Here is a 23,526-nt window from a genome sequence, read left to right as displayed (position 1 = left end):
AACTAATTATTATTTATTTAAAATTGCTTCAAGAATTGGCCAAGCTGAATGATGGGAATATTCGTCACTTTTAAGTTTAGCATTAATCTTGAATTCACTTAAAAGTTCAGGATCGTTACACAATTTATCTAAATGAGCGAAGAATGCATTTTTATCGTCTACATCAAATAAAAAGCCTGTTTTTTTATCCTCAACAAACTCCGGAAGATACTTCCACCTAGAAACTACCACTGGTATTCCAGAGATATAAGCATCAACTATAGTTCCTGGAAATCCCTCTCCTGGATAAGTCGTTGGCAAAACTAGTACATCGTAATTTTGTAATGTTTCAAATACAACCTCTGGTTCAACAACGCCAAGGTATCTCACATTATCATACTTTTCTACATCCAGTAAAAAATCCAGACTGTCTTTATGATTAATAGGTCCATAAAAGTCTATTAATACTTTTTTACGAAGATTTTGTTGATTTGCCTTTGTATGTATTGCGTAATCTATAACCAAATCAATTCCTTTCAATTTGGTAACTCTAGCCATAAAAACAACTCTAAAAAAGTCATCATCATTATTAGAGGAAGGCTGAAATGCTTGGATTCTGAAATTTGTTAAAACATCTGCTTGAATCAAATTAAAATTCGAAATAAGCAGATTTTTTAAGGCATCACTTTCAACGAGAATGCCGTCAAATTTCTTAAAGGATTTGACCATTGAAGGATTTTTTAAAAGAAAATCATTTAACCAACCTCCAACAGCAATATAAACTATTCCGAACTTCTTAATTTTCTGGATGACGTCAATAATGGGATAAAAATGCTTTAAGTTATTTTGTCCAGGTAAGTAAACTACTTTTCTTGTCAGTAGAAGTTTCCCTATGGCAGTGAAAATACTAAATTTACTACTTTGAAACTCCTGTGTATCATAAAACTCAATATTCAATTCTGGTGACTCCTGAACTATTAAATCGTATATATTTCTAGTTTTTATTGTTTGACCATCTATTTGATTATTCTTAAAACCAAAATAACCGATGACTAACACATCTATATTTTTCATAAATTAGAGCGCATTAAGCATAATTCGTTTCGATTCGTCAGCTAAGGTAAGATCATCAGGGTTATCGATTACTTTCTTTACGAGAGCTTTAGCTTTCGCTATCCCCACATTTGATGAATAATTATTAATAATTTCATAATCTTCGATTCCCAATTTAAATGCCTCCCAACGTCTAGAGTTAATAATATTCTGATCATTAATATAAATAACGGAATAATTTACAGAGGATTTCAATTTTAAGGTTTTAATTACGTCATCATTCGGTGTTGCTTTATAATCTGAATAGTTCCAGAATCCAACGCCATTCAAATTATAATAAAAGGCCTTCCACGCCATCAATCTGTAATATGAATAAGGTGATAATAACTCAGCTTGCGGTTTAGCATCATAAATCCACTTCTGAACCTTTGGATCCGTAATAGTATTCGCCAACTCCATATTGTGTTTAGTATCAGCAAACTGAATTATATCTAAGTTATTGGCAATTTTATTAAAGCTGTTTGGCTGTATATTTTTATTACCTATCGTTGTATAAAATTTTATCCCAGGAATCTCTTTTTTCGCCCATTCCATAAGAACTGTTAAATCTTTAACATGGAGATCTGATATCTCATCATATGGATAGATATAAATATTCGATTTAAACCCAGCGCCCGAAACAATCGATTTAATAGAATTAAACCAGTTCTTAAAATCTTCTTTGGACTCAGCAGATAGATAACCCTTCTGGCTAAAATAGCCTACATTCTCTTTCGACAGAAAATTTACATACAGAATAATATTTTTAGTGTTTGACGGAACAAAATTTACAAGATAGTTTTTGAACTCAGAAAAATCACTACCATTTAGCCTCCCTAACTTTTCGGGTGGAACCACAATAGTATTTACATGGTGTGCAGATAAATTTTGTACAGCTTTAACTTTATACTTGCTAATAACAGGGCTATTTAAATAAGCCCAGACATTAGCATTTAAACTTAAATTATTAGTAGGAATGGTACCCTGAACAGAAGTATTAAATGGAATTTTAATATTCCCGCCGCTTGACGAGATCAAAATATTTGATTCGTCTTTTCCTTTACTAACACCTTTTAATTTCAGCATAAAAATTTTGGACTCACCAGCTTTTATCAAAATATCACTACCAAATGCTAACAGAGGGTCGGGAATTGATTTCTTACCTACCATTGAAGTGACATAAGGGAGCAAAAATAATTGAGCATTAAACGTATTTGCTTCACTAATTTTAAGGGTATACTTTGTGTCGTTTCCACCATTATTTGTTAGAACGAATGTTCTGTAATCCTCACCATTGACAGGAAAAGAGATTAGAGGATCTGTACTAGTCGAATTTTCAAACTTGAATGATGCCTGAGTTAAGGAAGACCACTGTGAACACCAATCAAATATCGTAGTTGCCTGGACTTTTTTCATTTTAGAAGAAACTGCAAACGACTGTTTTTGAGTTGAATCATTACTACCCAAAAGTGCATTCACTTTAATATCTATATCTGATCTTTGAATATCATTGGCGATGTTACCTGATTTTGCGCTATTTGCTTTAATAATCTCTATTTCATCTACAAAAGCATAAAGGCCCTGAGGAATTATAACTAACTGAAAATAACGGAATTTATTTGACGCTTTAATATTAAGTTCCAGTTCATGTAAATTGTACTTATCATCGCTATTTTTAAAGTTCGCAGATAAGTCTCCTAAATAGGAATATGAATTGTTATCTAATGATCCAAATACAAAAACATTAGAGGGAGAATAGACATTTGCTCTATTATAACTCCCTGTACTAAATTTAACTTTACCAACGACATTTGGAGTTTTGAGATCTATATTAACTATTATCTTACCAGTATTTTTCCATCCAACAGTACTTCGACTTTTCCAAAAATAACCTTGCGTTCTCTTACCATCTGTAAGTGAAGTCTTATCATTAGGAAGTGCGGTATCCTTATAATTAGGGTTGGGTGCCACTGAATATGGCTTATTTAAAGCCAGGTTCTGACCGAATACAAAAACTGATTGCAATAAAAATAATGCTAGTGTAATTACTCTGACCATAATCATATATTTCTCTCTGGTTCAACTAAATTCATGCCAGCACTAAGTTTAAAAACATAATCATGCACAGAAAGAGTTCCTACAATAGTTAACATCTTAAATACAGAATTAGTAAAAAGAGTATCAGTAGTAATACTAAACACGAACAAACCAGCCATTATAGCAGGAATACCGAAGTTCACGTTAGAAAATTTCCGTGTTACTTTTACAACTTGATTCTTCCAGATAAAATAGAAAAATTTAAAATAGACAAATGTTCCGATGATTCCGCCTGCAAGAAAACATGATAGAAATCCATTATGAGGTGTTGTTTTAAAAACACGTATAAAATTCTGCCACCCGTATCCAAATAGAGCATAAGTGAAATCATAATTGTTGTACAGTTTATTCCAGATAATAAATCTTTCTTCAGAAGAATTGTCCAATGCACCATTGTTAGAAGCAGTTGTTTGTAAAAAGCGATGCATAATTAGCTCACCTACACGATCCAAATAATTCTGGAATAATAAAAAACTTACGATTACTAGAATAAATGAATAAAAGAGTTGTTTTGAGGGTTTTTTGAAGAATAAAACTATTGTTGATGCCAATACAAAAAGCCAGCTAGCCCTAGACGTTGATATCACTAATGCATAAATGGTAAATAATAAGCCAAATACTAACATTATCGTCAATAAACGACTACTTTTTCGCCCAAATACCAACTCGGTGTAAATTAAAACATACCCAATTGCCAAAAACCCACCTAATTCCCACGGTCCTTTTAACGACCCGACTGCTCGAAATGCCACGTCTCCAGACAAAAGCACTTCAGTTGAGTCATAAAAGAAAGAAAAACTACTCGTATAATGATAAACAAGAATAGCAATAATGGACTGAAATACTGTTGCGATAATTAATGCTATTTTCCCTGACCTTATTTGCTCTTGCCTATTTATACTAGAACAATATATAATACAAATAAAATATGTATAAGCAAATAATAAGGCCGATTTCACAAAATCCATTAATACAAAATTAGAAAATGAATCCGCCCCGTAACCAACTAAATTTGTGACTACGTAAGTCAAAAATATCATGAGATTTAAGAGTCTCCAATGCCGTATTTCTATTATATGCGAAAATTTAGGTTTTCTTGATACTATCGCCAAACCAAAATGAAATAAGATAAAGATATCGTCTAGTCCGAAACCATCTCCTATGTTAATAAATGACAACTTATTGGGATAACAGAACACAAATATTGGCAATATGAAAAGAACATATTTCTTTTTATAAAAAGAAATAGCAAATAAAAAAACATAAAATATTGAAAATATTATTTCAAGCATAACATCTCGTATTTTTCTATTAAACAGGTAACGCTCTGTTCTAAATTGTATCTTGGAAGATCAGATATTTGTAAAGCCTTAGCCCTGAATTTATTATATAGATTACTATCGTTCACCAATAAATTGATATGTCTAGAAAATTCTTTTGGATCTAATTGGTTAATTATAAATCCAGAATGTCCATTTTCGATGATTTCTGACGGTCCACCACAATTGGTGCTTATCACGGGAACTCCAAAAGAATGGGCTTCGAGCACAACATTTCCAAATCCTTCTCTAGATAAAGTTGGATGAACAAGCAGAAAGAAACATGGCATAAAAAGAACCGGTTTTTTAAAGCTACCTACTATCGTTACTTTATCTCCAATACTTAATGCATTAATTTTATTAACGATAAATTCTTTAAATGCTAATTCCTTTGGATTATTAACGGGTGCTACAATAGCAAAATGAATATTATAATTGTCTAATGTTGTCTCTTTGATTATATCTAATAAGAACTCGAGCCCTTTGTCTTTAGAAAATCGGGTTACTGTGCCGATTACAATCTTATTTCTATTTATGTCCTGTAATCTTGACAGAACATTCTCTTCGTTACTATCCGCAGAAATGGTATGTTTCGCAATTCCGTTATACAATACAATTATTTTATCGGAATGCGGAAAATTAAATACTTTTAATACCGTATTAGAAATACCAATTATCAAATTAGATCTGCTATAGATTACCTTTCTATAAATCTTAAATCCAATTCCCCCTAAAAATTTAGTGTTTGCGATGGACCTAATATGAGATACCTTTCTAACTTTCCTGGGCGTAAAACATGCTATAAAATTATCATTTAGATAATGGGTGTGTAACACCTTAACATGATTATGTCTAATAAAACTATTAAGTTTTAAAACATCATAAATAAAATGATACACTAATAAAATAAGCCCAAAAAACTTATTTAATTCATTATTTGAATACTTATTAAGTACTTGGTTGAATCTTAAGTCGCAATAAACACTTTCGACGGCATCATCTAAATCTTCCCTATCTAAATGTTTATTATAAGATAATAGCGAAACATTAATGCCTAGTTTACTAAGACTAGTAGCAAGCTTCCTAATCGAAGTAATTGCTCCTACTGAAGTGCCACCATTGACCAAGTGTACTATTTTATTTCCAATCATTTACCTTTAAATAATTTAAAAAGCGGACGCAGAATGAAATTATATTGAATAATAATATTATTATAGCGATTTAAACCAAATCTAGAAAATTTAATAATGGAATTGGATAACGTCTTATTTACTGGTGATAAAACACGATTGTTTCTAGCTTCATCGATTAACTCCAGAAGTTTAACAGAATTTTTTTCCCAGCTTAACCTATTCTTTGCAAAATCATATGCTTCATCCTGAAGAAAACTTACCTCATCTTCGGACAAACTTGACACCTCATCTAAAATTTTAGTTAAATCATCTACATCCACCTCACTGACCGGCCAATAGTATCCGTCCGCCCGAGAGTAATACTTTTTTACGGGGATATTAAATTTATAATTGTCCGGAGAAAATTCATTCATAGGTGGATTATCAGTAACAACTGGAATCAGACCACATGCCATAGCCTCAGCAACAGTCAGGCCGATTCCATCTAGTCTGCTTGGGTAAACATAAGCCGTACCTAAATGGTAAAGTCCTGGTGCAGGAACAGACTTAACGATTATCTCTAATTTTCCTTCGTTTATTAGCTCATTAATAATAGAAGACAAATCGTTATTCCCAATTAAATCTAATGGTAGTTGAGAATGAATAATCAATTTCCATTTTCTTTTTGATTTCCAATATGCTTTGATCAGCAAATCAGTTCCTTTCCTAACAGGTGCCATACCAGAAGAATGAAAAAATGAGTTACTAGATGGAATAGCTGAACGTATGAATACGCTTGTATCTGTCCCCCATGGAATAAATCTCGCACCAGGATGCCATGAAAAAGTATCGTAATGCCGTTTAGTGTTACAAATTAGGTAGTCATATATTTCAAAAAAATCTATAGTAGTTTCCTTATAATAATCAACATAAGCAACTGTTTTTACACCCAACTCCTTACACCATAATAACGGTTCCAACCAATGCTGTTCATTGAAAATAATTATGTCAATTTTTGTATTTTCAATCCACTCTAAAAAATCTTTTTTTGCAATTGGAGTCGCAACTGTCGGTAACCAGAGCTCTTCTCCCCATGTAACATAGTCTTTATCCCATTTAGAATCACCCTTTCCTGTTCCTTCCCCACCTCTTGCGTAAATAAAAACTTTATCTCCACCTTTCTCTATTGTATCCATTAATTGTTTGGACACATATGCAGCTCCTCTTTCGAACCAAGTTGTAACTATTCCAATATTCATCTTAATTCACTAATTGAGTTTCAAATTCTTCAAACATTTTCACAGATAATTCAACTTGTCGATCTACGTCGATAACTAACTGCTTTTTTATCTGGCTATGGTTAAGTTCAATCTCATTTACTGACCCTATTAACGACTCCGCCTTAAAAGGTGATGACCATAAAAAGGAACTTGATTTAAATGTTTCATGAGCAAGAGAAAGTTTGGGTTCAATATCAATACAGATAGAAGGGATATTTAATAATGATGCAAAAATAAATCCATGGTACCTAGCCGTAATAAAAAGATCAAATTCATTTAAAACATTGAGAAAATCCGATATATTTTCCTTATTAGGATTCCAACATATAAATCGCTCACCTTTTTGTTCTAAAGTTTCAACCCAAGAAACATCCGAAAATTTAGAGAATACGATAAATGTAACATCATATTCTTTTCTTAAGTCTTTAAGACTTCGGAAAATCTGATCTTTATAGGAATTTTCATTTTTATCCCAATCTCTAACGACAATTCCAATTTTCTTCACCCCAACACTCTTTGCCTTCGGCAACTCGAATATATCAGGTAAAAAGCAGATATCCGCACCAAAAAAACTATTCTCAATTCCCCAATCTTCTAGATAGGAGCTGCTTTTTCGGTCTCTAACACTTAACCAATAAGCTTCTTTACAAAAATTTTTGGCATACATCTTTTTAGAATCATCACCATTGTCAAATGGCCCCAATCCGATACCTAGTGAGTAAATTCTGTTATACTGATCAGGTTCGTATTTCATAGAAGCGATCTTTAATTTAACGAGTACTTTCCCAACAGCAAGAGTAAAATCAGTTAATATCATCTTAACCTTCGACGCAAGACTCTTTCTAGTCTTATTTTTCTCACCAGTAAAGGAATAAAACAAAGTCCCTCCACCGAGAATAAAATTATCACATGTCACGCTTTTTCGGGTCAACCTGGGAAGTACGGTTGCTCTCGGAACAAGCTTCTTAAGATATGTGGGATTTAAACATAGAAACATCATATTTCGCTCTGCAAACTGCTTTTCGAATTTTTTATACAATACATACATCAGCGCATCGTCCCCAAAATTAAAGAGTCCATAACCACCTGATATTATATTTTTATACTTCTTCTGAGAAGGCACCATATTTTTTTATTTTAAGATAGATTCTATCTTTTGATTTTAATTCTTCGTATTTACTAGCATCTCGAGTGCCGATCACCTTGCCAGGATTTCCTACAACAATAGAAAACGGTAATACATCTTTTGTAACAACTGACCCCGCTCCAATAATTGCACCCTCTCCAATATTTACACCGGGTAATAAAGTGACTCCAGCTCCAATCCAGACATTCTCGTTAATAATGATCTGAGATTTAATTATTATATTATCATAGGGAATAGAAATATCCGATCTGAAATTATGTGTCCCACTTAAGCATTTAAAATAAGGCCCAATTAAGCTCCCCCGTTTAACTATTATTCCCCCGACCCCATTATAATATCCAAATGGTCCTAGATAGCAAAAATCCTCAATTTGAATATTTGATGCGTTTAAGAATACCGTTTTTATATCTATTTTGGCATCTTCGGGGATCTTGAGTCCTCTATAAGTATAAAGGTTTCTATAAAAAAACCCTTCTAATTTGGAGAAGGCTTTAAAAAAAAACTTTATCATTTCTCTTTTATTAATTTTTGAACAATTTTAACCAAGCATACCATTATAATGACGAAAATCAAAATTCTAGGTACAATTGGTAAGTAGTAACCAGCAAATCCGCCAATTATAGAAAGAATTGATAGAAGAAAGCCAATTTTCGAATACACTAGAGATCGGTCAATCAATTTTAATTTAATGTACAGAGGTATGAAAACAAGACTATTTATTAAATATGCAATCAAAAATGACAGTGCATAGCCAAATGCTTTAAGATCCTTAAGGAAATACAATGAAATAATCAATAATATTCCCCAAACTGCATTCCCCCAAAAAGAAATCCACATTTTTCCTGAAGCAACAAAGTTCTTAGCTATACCTTGCCGTTGACTAATTATAATTGTACATAAGCCGACCAATATCGCTGTACGCTCGACCTCCAAGCCTGCATACTTATTATGGTAAACAAGTGCAACAATTTCTGGAAATAATATCAGCGGTATGGAGAAGCCGACACCTATTAACCACGGTGCGTAATAATTAAATAATTCAAACTTAAGATTATTTTTATTAAAGTTTTTAATCGCAAATGGTAAAACAGCTTGACTAATTATACTTATCACAGCCAAGGTGATAGCGGTAATATTCGATATCGCATTGTACGTACCCAAACTTTCTAAACCATTACTCGTATTAATTATAACAGAATTAGAATACCAAGTTATTGGCATAACTACCAGCCCACTTAAAATGGCAGGTATACTAATTTTCAAAACATCATTAATGGTTTTTTTTAAGTTGGAGAAATGAATCTTAAAATCGATGGAATAAGTTCTTATGAAGTAATAACAAATTGCCCAGTTAAACAAACTACCTATTGCAAATCCAACTGCGTACCCCTCGAGCTTATAATATTTTGTAAGTACGATCGTAATTATAGCCGATAAAATAGAAGAAATTGATAAAGACTTCGCTGCATCTTTAAACTTCTGTAATCCGACTAAAATTCCGTTCTGCACCCCGTTTAGAGAGAGGAAGAGCACACTTATTGCTGTAATCTTTAAGGGAAGAATTAACTCTGGTCCACCACCCATTTTTACAGCTATAGGCTCGACAAAAATTACTAGGAAAAGTGATATGATAAAAGCTACAAGAAATGAAAAAGTTCTAATGACTATACCGTAATCACCTCTTTTATCTTTAAATTCATCTCCGGCAAAAAATTTTGTCGCGGCAATACCGAAACCGAAAGTTCCAAAAATTACAAATGTGCTAATAGTTGATCTTAAGAATCCCAATTGTCCATATTCTTCCTTTGTCAAAAAATAAGCGACGTATATAGAAGCGATAAGATTTGCAGTTCTTGCAACTATATTTCCAAAAAAATTCCAGAATATTCCTCTTATTAGATTACTCGATGTTAATTTGTTATTTAATTGCCTTATTTTATCAATAACGCTCATTTTACAGTGACCTAAAGAACTCAACAATTTTGGCAGAAGAATTTCCTTCTCCGAATGGATTTTTCTTTGTCTTAATATCTAAATATTCTGATTCATTCAAAATCAACTTATTGACTTCGGCTATTATAACGTCATAATCAGTTCCAACTAGCTTAACTGTCCCAGCCGCTACAGCCTCTGGTCTTTCAGTAGTATCGCGCATGACAAGAACTGGTTTCCCCAAACTCGGAGCTTCTTCTTGAATCCCGCCACTGTCAGTCATAATGATATATGAAAGGTCCATTAAATAGACAAAGGGTAAATAGTCCAGAGGTTCAATAATGATTATATTGGATAAGTTAGACGACACAATTATATCATTTACTGGCTTTCTAACATTAGGGTTTAAATGAACCGGATATAAAAAGTCTACTAACGGATGTTGTTTTGCCAATTCAACTATTGCGTTACATATAGCTTCAAAACCAGATCCGAAATTTTCACGTCTATGACCAGTAATTAAAACAAGTTTCCTTTTCTTATCTATCCATTCATTTAGAAGAGCACTACTGATTCCAGCATCTGCAAGGTTTTCATGTATTGATTCCAGTAACACCTGATCTTTCTTAATTCTTTCTAACACAAGGAATAGAGAATCTATGACAGTATTTCCAGTGACTAAAATATTTTTTTCGTCTATTCCTTCCGCCAATAAGTTATCCTTAGAAGTAGTGGTGGGAGAAAAATGGAACTCTGAAATCCTTCCTGTTATAGATCGATTCATCTCTTCCGGCCAAGGACTATATTTATTGTGAGTTCTTAGCCCGGCTTCTACGTGCGCAACAGGAATCTGCATATAAAAAGCACTTAACGCCGTAGCCATCGATGTTGTGGTATCACCATGTACTAAGACATAATCCGGTTTATATTCCTTGAAATATTCTTTTAAACCATTTAAAATAGTAGAAGTCACGTCAAACAAATCCTGACCATGCTTCATTATATTTAGATCTTTGTCCGGCTTAATATCAAAAATCCTAAGGACTTGGTCTAGCATCTCCCGGTGTTGCCCAGTGACACAGACCTTAAGCTCAAATTCATCCTTAAATTTTAGAAATTCCTTAACTACAGGCGCCATTTTTATTGCTTCTGGCCTTGTACCGAATACAATTAGTATTTTTTTCATCATTACAAATTATAAACGGCCATCAACAAGACTTCTATCTAAGCAAGCTTTTGTATCAAAAATAACTCCATTATTCCGTTTAATCTTCTGATAATCAAACCCTAAAAATTCAGAATGCGCTACTGCAACAATAACAGCATCGTAAACTGTGGAATCATCAAGGCTATTTAAAATATCTACATTATATTCATGTTTAACTTCAGCAATATTTGCCCATGGGTCGTATATATCTACCTCTAGTCCAAACTGTATTAGTTCATGATAAATATCTACTACACGTGTATTTCTTACATCTGGGCAATTCTCTTTAAAGGTAATCCCCATAATCAATGCTCTTGATCCTTTTATTTTATGATCTTTTTGGATCATAAGCTTTACTACTTTATCAGCCACAAATGGGCCCATATTATCGTTTACGCGTCTTCCCGAAAGGATAACCTGTGGATGATACCCTAATGATTGAGCTTTATGTGCCAAATAATATGGGTCTACACCGATACAATGTCCACCTACTAACCCCGGTTGATACTTTAAAAAATTCCACTTAGTACCTGCTGCCTCTATTACATCATTCGTATCAATTCCTATCCTATCAAAAATTAATGCTAATTCATTTACGAATGATATATTAACATCTCTTTGGGCATTCTCAATTGCTTTGGAAGCCTCAGCAACTTTAATACTAGGCGCTTTATGAGTACCAGCAGTTATAATTGATTTATATAAATCATCAACCTTAGTGGCAATTTCAGGAGTTGAGCCTGAAGTAACCTTCATAATTTTGGTTAAAGTATTAATCTTATCTCCTGGATTTATTCTTTCAGGAGAATAACCCACGAAAAAGTCCTGGTTAAACTTAAGTCCAGAGAACTTCTCTAGAACAGGTACACAATCTTCCTCAGTACAACCTGGATAAACCGTAGATTCATAAATAACCAGATCACCTGCGTTTAAAATACTCCCAAGCATTTCTGATGCTTTAATTAAAGGGGTTAAATCTGGTGACTTAAACTGGTCAATCGGAGTTGGGACTGTAACAATAAAAGTATTATAATTAGCCAAATCCTCAACTTTGTGAGAAAACGATAATCCGATGTTTTTTGCAGATTCTTTCTTAGAGGAGATTACCAATTTTAATTCTTTCAAATTAGCTTCCTGCGTACGATCTTTACCTGAGCTAAGCTCATCAACTCTCTCTTTATTAATATCAAAACCTAATACGTCATGTTTTTTAGCAAACTCTAAGGCTAAGGGAAGGCCAACATAACCTAAACCGATAATTGCAATTTTTGTACTATTTACGTCTGTCATTTTATGTTTCTTATATAATATTTAAAGTCGTTTTAATAGCGACTTAATCGTTTTTTTAAGATTGAACTTTTCATGTGTAACATCATCAGAATAATATCCGTAGCCATAGCCATAGCCATATTTTCCATCGACTACAACTCCATTTAATATTACATTCATTTTAGGGAATTTATTAGCCCTGTATAATAAGTTTAGATTATTAATTTGTTCCTTATATGTTACACCCTGACGGACTAAGTAAAGCGTTGCGTCAGCAAGACGCGACAGAATTTGTGCATCGGTTACTAATCCGATTGGAGGTGTGTCGATAAATATTTCATCGAAATTTCCTCTTAAATAATCCAGTAGAACTTCTATTTCAGTATTTACTAACAGCTCAGAAGGATTCGGTGGTATCGGACCGGATCCTATCACGAAAAAGTTGGGATGAACATTTGATGATTGAATAATTTCATTTATCTCAGCCTTGCCTATTAAGTAATTACTCAATCCTCTTTTATTCGTTAAATTTAGATACTGACTGACCTTTGGTTTACGTAAATCCAACTCAAGTAGAACTGTTTTCTTCCCACTTATAGCCATTGCTGTAGCAAGGTTACTAGTTACAAAGCTTTTTCCTTCGCCAGACATACTAGATGTTAACAGGGTAACTTTTCCGCGTCCTGGAGTAGCTTTTCCATGCAGGAACTGCATGTTAGTACGGATTGAACGGAATTGTTCAGCTATAGCCGTTCTGCTTTTTGAATCCACAACGATGGCACCAGAATTTTCATTGAAGAATATTTCACCCAAAATAGGTACCGAGGTAATGTTTAAAATATCAGATTTATTCTGTATTTTATTATTAATAATTTCTTTCCCATAGATATAACCTGCAGGCAATATAATTCCCATAATAAAGGCCACGAGAATAATAAGCGGCTTTTTCGGTTTGATGGGTTGCTTACCATAATAAGCCGGATCCACTATTCTGCTGTCAGCAACCGAGGAAGCGTATGATAATGCCGCCTCTTCTTTCTTCTGAAGTAAATAGAGATATAAAGTTTCCTTAATTGTCTGTTGCCTCTTAATGCTAATTAGTTGCCGTTCTTGACCTGGTATTTTTCTAATAGATCCTTGAAATTGGGAATTATTTCCTTGTAAACTATTTTTAGTATTATTTAGTGAATTGGATATATTTTGAATGTTGGCCTTTATTCCAGCTCTGGTTGTCTCGATCTGTTTTATAATAGGCTGTACTAACGGATTGTCAATTGTTGTAGTTGCGAGTAAACGATCTCTTTGCAATTGTAGCTCTGACAACTGATTGATTTGACTCAGTAGAACAGGATCATTTATCCCCAGTGTACTGGGAAGCTTTTCCTGTGCTGAATTTGAATTAACATAACGCTGTACATCATTAATTACACTAATTTGCAACTCTACTTCATTCAATTTGGCATCATTAGCTTTAACGTTATCCAAAAACAAATTTGCATCATTACTAATGTCAGTCAAACCTCTACTACTTTTGAAACCTTCTACATCTTTCTCTACTTCGGTTAATTCTCCGCTTATTAGCTTCAACCTCTCGTCTATAAACTGAATTGTGCTTTGGGTAGTTCTATTCTTGTCCGTTAACGCTGCTTCGTTATAAACTTGAACTAAGGTATTTAAGACGTCCATTCCTTTCTGAGGAACATTAGATTCAAAACTCAAATTTAAAACAGTTGATTGTTTAGATGAAAGAACAACATTTAGATTAGCTAAAAAGCCATCGGTGACAATTTGTGGATCAGAAAAAGTAATTGACAAATTCTGGAATTTAATTGGATTTGAAATAAGATCGACCCTATAAACTCCGAAAATATTTCTTTGTAATTGGCCTATTAAACCACCAGCTTTTTTTCCAGTTTCTTTATCTTCCAACTGATAGGTTGTAGTTGATGGAAATGTCAAGTTTAACGGCACACCATATATACTACTGTCTATTTTAACTACAGTAATATTTGCAGGTTTATTTGTGTAAATATCGGAATCAATAACACGTCCCTCAGATTTATAAGTAACAGACAAATTTAAGCGATCAACAACTTTTCGCATCAACGTCTTAGATTTCAATATTTCAATCTCATTATCTACTACTTTTGTAGATCCGAACATATCTAGCTCGTTTAATAAGTCTGCAGCGCCTGCAGTCGCCCCCTTTTTGTCATCTTTAATCAACAAGGTTGAATTGACAAGATAAATAGGACTATTATATCTGAGATAAAAAAAAGCGATGCCTATACACAATATTATACCAATTGCGAATAATGGCCAATGGTATAAATATTTACCAAGTAACTCTTTAATATTCAAACCTTGTTCTTCGTCCTCGTTATTTTGGTTAGTATTATTTTGGTTAGTCATTATAGATATTTTAAAAACGGCTAATGATTAGCGCAATTACAGATAGGGCTGAGAGAATAATACTCACATTTCGATAACTTGAGTCCACGCTAGCATACTTCGCGTTACCGGGTTGAATGTAAAGAACGTCGTTATTTTGAAGGTAATAGTAAGGGGAATTAAATATCTCCTTACTATGCATGTCTAATCTGATATATTGTCTTTTTCCCTCATTTTCACGAATTAACAACACATTATTGCGCAGTGCTGTTATACTTAAATCGCCAGCCATGCTCAGAGCTTCAGCAACAGATACACGCTCACTTTGTACAGGATATACGCCGGGTCTAGCAACGTCTCCTAAAACAGAGACTTTAAAATTCACTAACCGTAAACTAACGACAGGCTCTTTAAGATAAGTAGTTAACTTGCCTTGAATCAATTCTCGAGCAGAAGTAGTAGTTAGCCCATCGACCGAAACGGATCCGACGAGGGGTAATTGAATACGTCCATTTTTGTCCACTAGAAATCCATTAGCTGTTAAAGCGGGATTTATATTACTAGCCGAAGTTCCTTGAGCAGAACTGGTGTTACCCATATTAAAGATAGCAGATGCTTCGGGGTTTAAACTTGAGACTGTGATACCTAGAATATCGTCCTTTTGAATCTTCAGAACTGCATTATTTTGTATTTCTTCCTGTACATTCTCCATAGGTGGGAGATCCTGGAAATAGGGTACAGACTTATACTTGACACCACAAGAACTTAGAAATAAGATTATGGTTAATAAGTAGATGTTTCTTTTCATTAGCGCTTTTTGTACAATAATTTCCTCCAAATATACTCGAAATGAGACTATTTTTGACGTTTCAACTAGACATTTGGTAGTTTCGCTGCAATAAGCAATTACCATACCGGAATTTAGAAATAATTTTATTTATCTTAGGAATGTAAAATAAATCAACCCATTCCATGTTCTTCTTCAAGCGAAATAAACCTTCCCATTCCGATTTCAGTAAAATCGGCTTAGATATGCATTCCCACTTAATTCCCGGCGTAGACGACGGAGCAAAGGATGTTACAGACAGTATTGCCCTTCTCACCGGGCTAAAAGAGTTGGGATTTCACCACTTCATTACGACCCCACATACACTCCAGGATATACACCCGAATACATCAGAAATTTTACAGAGTGCGCACGCGTCATTAGCTGGAAAACTCCCTGAAAATATTACGCTAGAACTTTCATCGGAATATTATTTAGACGGGCAATTTCAGGAACAACTGGAAGCTGGGAAGCTAATGCCGATGAAGGATAATCGGATCTTAGTAGAATTTAGTCAGATTTCACGCCCACACGATCTGGAAGAAACTATTTTTGATTTAGGTATTAAAGGGTACCAGGTGATTCTGGCACACCCGGAAAGGTATTTGTTCTTTCATAGAGACTTTGGTTATTACAAACGACTCAAACAAATGGGAGTTGATCTACAGGTGAATGCGCTGTCGCTAACCAAACATTATGGTGAGCATGTTAAAAAAATCGCAGAGAAATTAATTGAAGCAGATATGATTGATTACTTTGGAACAGATACACATCATCTCAGACATATAGAAACATTGAAACAGGTTCCTTCCTCTAAACACTTCAACAGATTAGTAGACAGTGGCCTTTTAAAAAATGAAAGCTTGCTACCCTAGGGTAGCAAGCTTTCATTTTTTAATTTCTGTAGGATTTAGAAACGGTAAGTTAACCCTAATTCTCCATGAAAATTGAAGACATCGTTATTAGGAATATAATATCCTCCAGGTATAGGATCTTTCATTTTCCACTGATAATTCAGGGATTTGATTCCCTGGAGTTTTGCATTAAAAATTAAGTTTTTATAATTCCAGGTTCCTTTTGCTGCAAATGCAAAATCAACCCATCTTCTGCTGTTACTATTCAGATCTTCAATGTACTCTTCATAGAAATCTGCGTTGTGTTCAAATCTTTCAAATCCAAAACCTATACTTTTCAGGCCTTTTACCCAATTGATATCAAAAGATTGCAAATTACCTCCGGAGCCTGTACCTGCGCCCAGTACCTGCCCAAGATTGGTATAGCCCTGTCTGATTTGATAATGCTGATAAAATCCACCTGCAGGTCTCACCAACCGGTCAACAGTCTGCGACATCTGATTTATTTCTGCATTAACTTCTATAAATTCGTCTTTTTTCAATTTCAAAGGTATCATCTTCGAGAATCCAAAAATATATGATCTGCTATGTTCCGGCGATCCGGCAAAGTCTCTCAGGTTATATGCATTGTCATTTACACCGTATTCAAAATAAACTTCGGCATGAGCTTTTGGAAACAACCAGCGCGCATAAAATGATAATCTTTGATCCCGGTCAAACGGGTCTCCGTCAATCCCGGAATTAACTTTCTGAACTGGGGTAAAAAAAGGAAAGTAATCTTTAAAACCATTCAGATCGTCGTAGTAAGACATAAAGTCCCTTGTAAAACCTAAAAATAAACCAGGGATCCATTTCGGCTGATAATTGATGTTAAACCCGGTCAAATATCTTTCGTCATCTCTATATGGCTTAAATAATTCTCTTCCTGTAGAATTAGCAGTAACGTTCAAAGGTGTAAATCCTGAATTCTCCAGCTTCCCAGCAATAACCTGCATTTCAAATGAACCTATTGGTGTGCGAATTGGTTTTATTGTATTTAAAGTAAGGTGTTTAAAACCAGGCGCATTGTTAGTCATCATTATAGAGTTTCTTCTACCCGGCCCCCACCATAAATTCTCATTACTCAGGCCCAAGGACATAGGTCCTGCATTTAACCGGATACTGCTCTGACCCCAGAATAATTTATTATAACTCCCATTACCAAAACGCTCAGGAGAATCTTCTTTATTATAAAATGTATAATAATCACTAAGTTCCGCATCGCTCCGGCCTTCGGCAAAACCATCGAAACTCCTATTCTGAGCGTAGACATATTCCGGTCTTAACTGAATAGTTAACGGTCCTATCTTCGCATAAAACCCTCCACTAACCATCGTTTGATAACCTCTTGCAGGAATCATCGCGCCATCATTCCATCCATAAGGATGGTGAGAATTGAATTGATTCTGCCATGTAAATGGAAGAACCTGAAATTCTCCATGTCCATTAGCAAAACGATAATGTCCCGATGACTTCGTGATTCCTTCATTAACCAGACTACTATCAGGATCGAAAACATTCCTGACTTTAAATGCCACCGACGGCATCAAAGGACGAATGGAAAAGGAAACTGATGAATCTAGTTTACCTAATAACTGCTGGCGACGGTAATAATCTTCCAGCCCAGGTGTGCCTACCGGCACAGTCTGCGTGTATGCATTTTTACCTGCTAAAACTGAAAGCCCGATGGCAAAAATTACTTTGTATATCTTATTCATGTAATAGCGAATTAGAAGCGGTAGGTTAAACCAGCCTGCATTTGTAAATTGAAAGCATCACGACCATTTACCCAGATAATATCCCCGGGCTTTTGCAGCAGGTACCACTGATAATTTAGTGACTTAATCCCTTGCAATTTGGCATTGAATATGAAGTTTTTATAATTCCACTCTCCATTAAAACCCAGACTAAAATCTACCCAATGTCTCCTCGGATCAAGACTATCTTCATAAGCATAGTAGTAGAAATCATTATTATGCACATAGCGCTCCAACTGTATACCTAAACGTTTCAGACCTTTTACCCAGCTAACATCAAGCGACTGCATATTGCCACCTGGGCCAATACCTGCACCCAATACTTCACCCCTGTTTGTATAACCATGTCTGACGTGTTTATTTACGTACCAGCTATCGGCAGAACGAATATCCTCCGGAGAAGTCATTTGCATTTGTGTCGCTTCGATGCTGAATAATAAATTCTCATTGCGACTCTTATTGAAAGGAATCATTTTACGCATTCCGAAGATGTAAGCTCTATTCCTTGCGGGCTCAAGCATCTGGTTACGGTTATTTCCCTTATTATTATCATTTCCGTACTCGAAATATATCTCTGCCTGCTCTTCCGGCCATAACCATCTCATAAATACCGAGCTGCGAGTATCTCTTTGCTCTGTTGGCTCGTCTGCATTAACTTTTTTAGTTCCGGAAAAGAAAGGCAGGTAATCACCGAAACTATTTAGGTCCTGATGATAGGACTGTGCACTTCTGGTTAAGCCTAAAAATAAGCCCGGAACCCATTTCGGCTGATATGTTACAGCTAGGCCGGAAAGATATCTCCACTCATTCCCTTTAGGGACGTATAAGTTGTCTCCAAAAAAGTCTCTTTCTGGCTCCAATACGCCGAAACCGGAACTTTCCAGTCTTCCCGCGATGATTTGCCCTTCAAATGAACCGATTGCAGTCTTAACCGGCTTGCGGGTATTCAAAGTAAGGTGTTTAAAACCAGGTGCGCTATTACTCATTAATAATGAATTACGCATTCCCGGCCCCCACCACAGGTTCTCTGTTGACAAACCGAAGGAAACATCCTTATAGTTTAACCGGATACTACTTTGCCCCCAATATGCTTTTGAGTACTCTCCATTACCAAATCTCGCTGGTAGATCTATATTATTATAGAAATCATAATATCTGGCTGCAATAACTGGATAATGATCTTTATCAAACGTATCAAATTTATCATTTGTGGCTAATACAACCTCTGGGCGGAACTGAATACTTAATATTCCATACTCCAGATAAACACCCGCACTTACTAGACCCTGCAATCCTTTGGCAGGAATCATAGCCCCGTCATTCCATCCATAAGGGTGGTGTGAGTTGAATTGTGTTTGTACACTTAAAGGTAATAAACTGACTTTAAGTTTACCGTTTTTGGAAGTAAAAGCACTTTCGACATCCATTAGATTAAACCTTGTTTCCGAAGAATCAGGATAGAAAACATCTTTAGCCTTAAAACTTAGTTTCGGTAAAATTGGCCTGATCATAAAAGAAACCGAAGAATCTGCCAGACCCATCAGCTGTGCCCTCCGATAGTAATCTTCTATTCCAGGTGTGCCTACCGGGATAGTCTGTGTATAACCAATCTGTCCCGTAACACAAAATAGCAGGATAGAAAGGCTTATTTTTAAATATCTCATGAAAATTCTTATTTGAGGTTAATAACCCTGACTTTAATATTATCCACTGACCAGCTCTCGTCGCATTTAGGATCGCTAACATTTTTCTGCAGCAGCTTGTCGTCGCATTGAATCAATAAGCTGGCAGAAGTATGAGCAATACGTTTTTTGATTTTATACAAAGATGTTCCGGTTGGACTTTTCGCCTGCGCGCAGACACCTGGAAGTTTGACATTAACTGATCCGACTCTTGGATTCTGGTTATTATTTGGATAGTCTGCAGGATAAGATTGAGGGGGGCAAATATTACCAGGAACACACTCAGCATTAGAAAATGTAGTATTAATGTATGTTTTACCATCAACCTGCATTCTCCAGATATCAGGTCCGGCAACGTTATCCTGCATTTGTATATTTCCATCCCAGTTATCATGGATATAAAGATCAAAGGTTACTTCAACCATATCATGAGCAGGCAGGTCCTTTAAAGCGAGGTCGAAACCTCCATTATTAAACTGCCCTAAAACTTTGCCTCCATTAAATGTTCCAATTTCAGCTTTGGTTATACCGGTCAGATCGCCACTTTGAAAGTCATTCGAATAAACCTCAACGTCGCTGTTTACACTCTTCGCACAGGAAAAAAAGAAGGGTAAAGCTAGTATACAGAGTACTTTTTTTATCATATTTAAGATATAAGATGAATTGCTAAAAGCAAATCCATTTGCCGAGCAAATTTAGTGCCCTAATAATCGTACTTTTCCTTCTGTAAGAAAACGTAACGCAGTGAACAGCACTACTGAAACCAGGAGTACAAGTACTATATTCAGTACGGAATAAGGTAACCAAAGCACAAGAGCCACATTAAACAGCAATTGTCCTATACCGTAAATACCCGATACCAGCAGATGCGAGTATTTACGCTCGTTGGCCCAGTATTGGTAAAAATGACTTCTGTGTGCCTCGAAAATATTCTCTTTACGGATTAACCTGAAGATTATGGTTGTTACTGTGTCCAGCCCATAAAACAACAACAGCAGCAAATAACTGAAATTTTCCGTCTTGATAATTAGCGCAAGGATGAAAAATAGGAGAATGAAAGCAATACTTACACTACCTACATCTCCTGCAAAGCACTTGGCCTTGTTCCTGAAGTTGAAAAAGTTAAAAACAATCACAGAAAGAATAGCAACCATTAAAAAGGAAGACTCTGTGAATGCTGTAAAATGCAGATTGATATAATAAAGTGTCAGCAGGGTAACCAGCGCATAAAGTCCGGTTATTCCATTAATGCCATCCATAAAATTAATTGCATTCACACTTCCGATAACTAATACCAGGGCAAGAACTGTCCAGTAAAATGGTAATTCAAACAACCCAAGCTGATAAAACATTAGCGCAACTGCCAGCAAATGAAATACGATCCGTATTTTATTGCTGACGGGTTTCATATCATCCATAAAACTGATGAACGCAATTGCTAAAAGTCCTAAAAGGAAATATTCATATTGCAATCCAAACCAAAGTGGATATAGCAATAGGGATAAAGAAAAGATAATGCCACCACCTCTTAAAGTTATGGCAGTATGGGAACTGCGGTGGTTAGGTTTGTCAATAATATTAAAACGGTCTGCAAGACGGAAGTAAATAAGTTCAATCAGAAAAAGAAGAGCAAGAGCTATGAGTACCGAAACTAAAGACATAAATATTATTTAATTTTAAACCCTTCCAATACCTGAGTGGGTTTCCATTTCAAAAATTCTCTGGCCTTACTATCGTTAAAAGTCAGGTCCGAAGTTATTTTTCGTATTTTATTTGTATTAACAGGTGACTTTTCACCAATTAAATCACCAATCCTACCCATTAAATTCGCTATAAACGGAGGGATATTATTTGGTTTTGATTTTCCCAGTTGTCCGGCAATATTCTCAGAAAGCTCGGCAAAAGACGGATTATAACCGTCTGTTAAATTATACGTACCACCGATTTGTCCGGCTTTTTCAATTATAAGCGCGACATCCTGAGCCAAAACTACGCTTTTCCTAGCCTTTCCACCAGCAATATTTAAATAATAGCCCTTTGCTACACCTTTAATCATCGCGCCTAAATTGCCAGGTGGGTTAGGACCTGCAATAAGAGGTAGCCTTAAGATTGCACAACTCACATGGTTTTTGTCACACCACTCTTTTACAATCTCTTCCGCTTCAATCTTACTACTGCCATATGGTTCTGTAGCTGCAAGCGGTTCATTTTCAGAGATATCAATTCCACTATCTTTTCCGTAAACAGCAACTGAACTGATAAACACGAAAGATTTGGGAGGATTATGTATTAGTGCGTTCAATAAATGGATTGTTCCTTTTACATTTACATCAAAAAACGATTGTTTTTCTTCAGCCGTTTTGGGCACGGAATGGGCCTTACCTGCAGAATGAATAACCAGATCCACAGCCGGCAGCTCAGGACATGACTTAGAAAGGTCACATTGGATATCAGCCTGCCCCCTACCTAAAGTAACTATTTGTGCTTGCAGATTTTTTTTTATCTCAGTACCTAAAAATCCTGAATGGCCGGTTAATAAAATCATGATAAATTAAAGATTGTTCGTAACCATCCTTCTATACTATACTTATTTAGCACAGATTCTGAATAAGGAACGAAAGGTTTTTTGAAAAATTCCATATCAATAACTGGATTTTTTCTGTCAATCACTAAAATATTACTCTCCTGATAAAAATCGTAATTTTTCACATCGGAATTTGTTGTAATCAACTTTCGTTGAGAGCCCATTGTTTCAAAAGTTCTCATTGTAAGACCAGACTGTTTGGGATGATTAATATCTAAAACTGCACTAGATTGAGCTATCAAATTAGAAACATCACAGTGTTTTAGAGATTTAAATAAGATGTCTTTATATACGACCTGCCGAAAATCAGAGTCAACAATCTTTTTAGCTATAAAAAGAATTTTACTACTCATAAAAAAATAAGGGTAGACAACGAGTTTAGCACTATTGGTTGCAGCTATAATTTTCTTAACGAACTTATACCTGTCAGTATGGGCCGTTCCTATAAACAAAAGGTCATAAACAGGACTTATTATTTCAGATTTATAAGTATCAATGAAAAAGAGTGGTCGTAAAACCATGCTATAAGGTTTTACATCCTGTGCATCAAACGTAAATTTTCTATCGAAAAACGGTAGTAACTCATGGGTCTTGCGTCTGTTTTTTAGAGAATCCCACATATATAATATGAATTCAGCCTGGCTGTACTGTTTCTTGATTTTTTTTATACTTCTGAGATTTATAGACTCAGGATTAAGAAAAAAAACATAATCAACAGGTTGCCCTTTTGCAATCAGATCGTTTAATATAGAGTCGTAATATTTCTCAATTTTAGAACTGATAAAGTTCTTATTGAGTCGCAAAATAACTTTTGAAAAAAAATCATTTGATGGCCTGTCGTCAAACCAGATAACAGTTGCCCCAAGTTTCTCCAAATTTTTTTTGATTTCTTTTTCATAATCAAAAAAAGTTGGACAAAAAAACAAAATGCTTTTACCACAAAGATCTTCCATTTGTAA

At 35.0% G+C, this 23,526-nt stretch carries 18 protein-coding genes and 1 pseudogene; 1 reads left to right on the top strand and 18 read right to left on the bottom strand.

What is annotated here, in order from left to right; all coding sequences use genetic code 11:
- Positions 1-9: 9 nt before the first annotated feature.
- The 12 genes and pseudogenes from BM192_RS12420 to BM192_RS12365 form a co-directional block, all read right to left on the bottom strand.
- Positions 10-1,053, bottom strand: coding sequence for a glycosyltransferase family 4 protein (locus BM192_RS12420; RefSeq protein ID WP_037443098.1), 1,044 nt, complete (start codon positions 1,051-1,053; stop codon positions 10-12).
- Between the two features lie 3 nt (positions 1,054-1,056).
- Positions 1,057-3,129: a glycoside hydrolase domain-containing protein gene (locus BM192_RS12415; protein WP_139218439.1), complete on the bottom strand. Its 2,073-nt coding sequence runs from the start codon at positions 3,127-3,129 to the stop codon at positions 1,057-1,059.
- Positions 3,130-3,131: 2 nt separating this feature from the next.
- Positions 3,132-4,460, bottom strand: coding sequence for an O-antigen ligase family protein (locus tag BM192_RS12410; protein WP_037443102.1), 1,329 nt, complete (start codon positions 4,458-4,460; stop codon positions 3,132-3,134).
- Positions 4,448-5,638, bottom strand: coding sequence for a glycosyltransferase (locus BM192_RS12405; RefSeq protein ID WP_037443104.1), 1,191 nt, complete (start codon positions 5,636-5,638; stop codon positions 4,448-4,450). The genes BM192_RS12410 and BM192_RS12405 overlap by 13 nt, the downstream gene beginning before the upstream one ends.
- A complete protein-coding gene (locus BM192_RS12400) occupies positions 5,635-6,858 on the bottom strand; it encodes a glycosyltransferase family 4 protein (protein ID WP_051760118.1) in 1,224 nt (407 codons plus the stop codon). The genes BM192_RS12405 and BM192_RS12400 overlap by 4 nt, the downstream gene beginning before the upstream one ends.
- Before the next feature lies 1 nt (position 6,859).
- Positions 6,860-8,005, bottom strand: coding sequence for a polysaccharide pyruvyl transferase family protein (locus tag BM192_RS12395; protein WP_037443106.1), 1,146 nt, complete (start codon positions 8,003-8,005; stop codon positions 6,860-6,862).
- Between the two features lie 61 nt (positions 8,006-8,066).
- Positions 8,067-8,216: pseudogene (locus tag BM192_RS21360) on the bottom strand (DapH/DapD/GlmU-related protein); the annotation flags it as partial.
- Positions 8,217-8,533: 317 nt separating this feature from the next.
- A complete protein-coding gene (locus tag BM192_RS12385; protein WP_037443111.1) occupies positions 8,534-9,979 on the bottom strand; it encodes an oligosaccharide flippase family protein in 1,446 nt (481 codons plus the stop codon).
- Position 9,980: 1 nt separating this feature from the next.
- The gene (gene wecB / locus BM192_RS12380; RefSeq protein ID WP_316931014.1) at positions 9,981-11,147 is read right to left on the bottom strand and encodes a non-hydrolyzing UDP-N-acetylglucosamine 2-epimerase; all 1,167 of its coding nucleotides are present in this window, start codon (positions 11,145-11,147) and stop codon (positions 9,981-9,983) included.
- 6 nt (positions 11,148-11,153) lie between these two features.
- Entirely contained in the window at positions 11,154-12,455 is a 1,302-nt protein-coding gene (locus BM192_RS12375) for a nucleotide sugar dehydrogenase (RefSeq protein WP_037443113.1), read from the bottom strand.
- 21 nt (positions 12,456-12,476) lie between these two features.
- On the bottom strand, positions 12,477-14,846 hold the full coding sequence (locus BM192_RS12370) for a GumC family protein (RefSeq protein ID WP_037443115.1): 2,370 nt from the start codon (positions 14,844-14,846) through the stop codon (positions 12,477-12,479).
- A 10-nt stretch (positions 14,847-14,856) separates the two neighbouring features.
- Positions 14,857-15,537 carry a polysaccharide biosynthesis/export family protein gene (locus BM192_RS12365; RefSeq protein ID WP_234797556.1) on the bottom strand — a complete coding sequence of 227 codons (681 nt, stop codon included), beginning with the start codon at positions 15,535-15,537 and terminating at the stop codon, positions 14,857-14,859.
- Positions 15,538-15,857: 320 nt separating this feature from the next.
- Here BM192_RS12365 and BM192_RS12360 point away from each other — a divergent pair, with 320 nt between their 5' ends.
- Entirely contained in the window at positions 15,858-16,526 is a 669-nt protein-coding gene (locus tag BM192_RS12360; protein ID WP_139218438.1) for a tyrosine-protein phosphatase, read from the top strand.
- Positions 16,527-16,561: 35 nt separating this feature from the next.
- On the opposite strand, the gene BM192_RS12355 is transcribed toward BM192_RS12360, so the two are convergent.
- From BM192_RS12355 to BM192_RS12330, 6 genes are read right to left on the bottom strand one after another with little or no spacing between them, the layout of a single operon-like run.
- The gene (locus tag BM192_RS12355) at positions 16,562-18,262 is read right to left on the bottom strand and encodes a capsule assembly Wzi family protein (protein WP_037443120.1); all 1,701 of its coding nucleotides are present in this window, start codon (positions 18,260-18,262) and stop codon (positions 16,562-16,564) included.
- 11 nt (positions 18,263-18,273) lie between these two features.
- The gene (locus BM192_RS12350) at positions 18,274-19,965 is read right to left on the bottom strand and encodes a capsule assembly Wzi family protein (protein ID WP_037443122.1); all 1,692 of its coding nucleotides are present in this window, start codon (positions 19,963-19,965) and stop codon (positions 18,274-18,276) included.
- Between the two features lie 8 nt (positions 19,966-19,973).
- Complete coding sequence (locus BM192_RS12345) at positions 19,974-20,627, bottom strand: hypothetical protein (RefSeq protein ID WP_074963997.1); 654 nt, start codon at positions 20,625-20,627, stop codon at positions 19,974-19,976.
- A gap of 51 nt (positions 20,628-20,678) precedes the next feature.
- Positions 20,679-21,644, bottom strand: coding sequence for an MraY family glycosyltransferase (locus tag BM192_RS12340; protein WP_037443126.1), 966 nt, complete (start codon positions 21,642-21,644; stop codon positions 20,679-20,681).
- 5 nt (positions 21,645-21,649) lie between these two features.
- The gene (locus BM192_RS12335; RefSeq protein ID WP_234797555.1) at positions 21,650-22,528 is read right to left on the bottom strand and encodes an NAD-dependent epimerase/dehydratase family protein; all 879 of its coding nucleotides are present in this window, start codon (positions 22,526-22,528) and stop codon (positions 21,650-21,652) included.
- On the bottom strand, positions 22,525-23,520 hold the full coding sequence (locus BM192_RS12330) for a WaaS/CpsH family glycosyltransferase (RefSeq protein WP_037443130.1): 996 nt from the start codon (positions 23,518-23,520) through the stop codon (positions 22,525-22,527). Before BM192_RS12330 ends, BM192_RS12335 begins: the two co-directional genes overlap by 4 nt.
- Positions 23,521-23,526: the final 6 nt, after the last annotated feature.

Source organism: Pedobacter antarcticus (genome assembly GCF_900112985.1).
In the GTDB taxonomy this organism is placed as follows: Bacteria; Bacteroidota; Bacteroidia; order Sphingobacteriales; family Sphingobacteriaceae; genus Pedobacter; species Pedobacter antarcticus.
Note: the sequence above shows the minus strand (reverse complement) of the source record. Positions and strands in the feature narration are given on the sequence as shown.

Bases quoted from the DNA above. Each gene is read 5' to 3' on its own strand.
- BM192_RS12350 (WP_037443122.1), bottom strand. From the start codon at position 19,965: ATGAGATATTTAAAAATAAGCCTTTCTATCCTGCTATTTTGTGTTACG.
- BM192_RS12385 (WP_037443111.1), bottom strand. From the start codon at position 9,979: ATGAGCGTTATTGATAAAATAAGGCAATTAAATAACAAATTAACATCG.
- BM192_RS12330 (WP_037443130.1), bottom strand. From the start codon at position 23,520: ATGGAAGATCTTTGTGGTAAAAGCATTTTGTTTTTTTGTCCAACTTTT.
- BM192_RS12340 (WP_037443126.1), bottom strand. From the start codon at position 21,644: ATGTCTTTAGTTTCGGTACTCATAGCTCTTGCTCTTCTTTTTCTGATT.
- BM192_RS12420 (WP_037443098.1), bottom strand. From the start codon at position 1,053: ATGAAAAATATAGATGTGTTAGTCATCGGTTATTTTGGTTTTAAGAAT.
- wecB (WP_316931014.1), bottom strand. From the start codon at position 11,147: ATGATGAAAAAAATACTAATTGTATTCGGTACAAGGCCAGAAGCAATA.
- BM192_RS12405 (WP_037443104.1), bottom strand. From the start codon at position 5,638: ATGATTGGAAATAAAATAGTACACTTGGTCAATGGTGGCACTTCAGTA.
- BM192_RS12400 (WP_051760118.1), bottom strand. From the start codon at position 6,858: ATGAATATTGGAATAGTTACAACTTGGTTCGAAAGAGGAGCTGCATAT.
- BM192_RS12365 (WP_234797556.1), bottom strand. From the start codon at position 15,537: ATGGAGAATGTACAGGAAGAAATACAAAATAATGCAGTTCTGAAGATT.
- BM192_RS12345 (WP_074963997.1), bottom strand. From the start codon at position 20,627: ATGATAAAAAAAGTACTCTGTATACTAGCTTTACCCTTCTTTTTTTCC.
- BM192_RS12370 (WP_037443115.1), bottom strand. From the start codon at position 14,846: ATGACTAACCAAAATAATACTAACCAAAATAACGAGGACGAAGAACAA.
- BM192_RS12355 (WP_037443120.1), bottom strand. From the start codon at position 18,262: ATGAATAAGATATACAAAGTAATTTTTGCCATCGGGCTTTCAGTTTTA.
- BM192_RS12415 (WP_139218439.1), bottom strand. From the start codon at position 3,129: ATGGTCAGAGTAATTACACTAGCATTATTTTTATTGCAATCAGTTTTT.
- BM192_RS12360 (WP_139218438.1), top strand. From the start codon at position 15,858: ATGCATTCCCACTTAATTCCCGGCGTAGACGACGGAGCAAAGGATGTT.
- BM192_RS12375 (WP_037443113.1), bottom strand. From the start codon at position 12,455: ATGACAGACGTAAATAGTACAAAAATTGCAATTATCGGTTTAGGTTAT.
- BM192_RS12410 (WP_037443102.1), bottom strand. From the start codon at position 4,460: ATGCTTGAAATAATATTTTCAATATTTTATGTTTTTTTATTTGCTATT.
- BM192_RS12335 (WP_234797555.1), bottom strand. From the start codon at position 22,528: ATGATTTTATTAACCGGCCATTCAGGATTTTTAGGTACTGAGATAAAA.
- BM192_RS12395 (WP_037443106.1), bottom strand. From the start codon at position 8,005: ATGGTGCCTTCTCAGAAGAAGTATAAAAATATAATATCAGGTGGTTAT.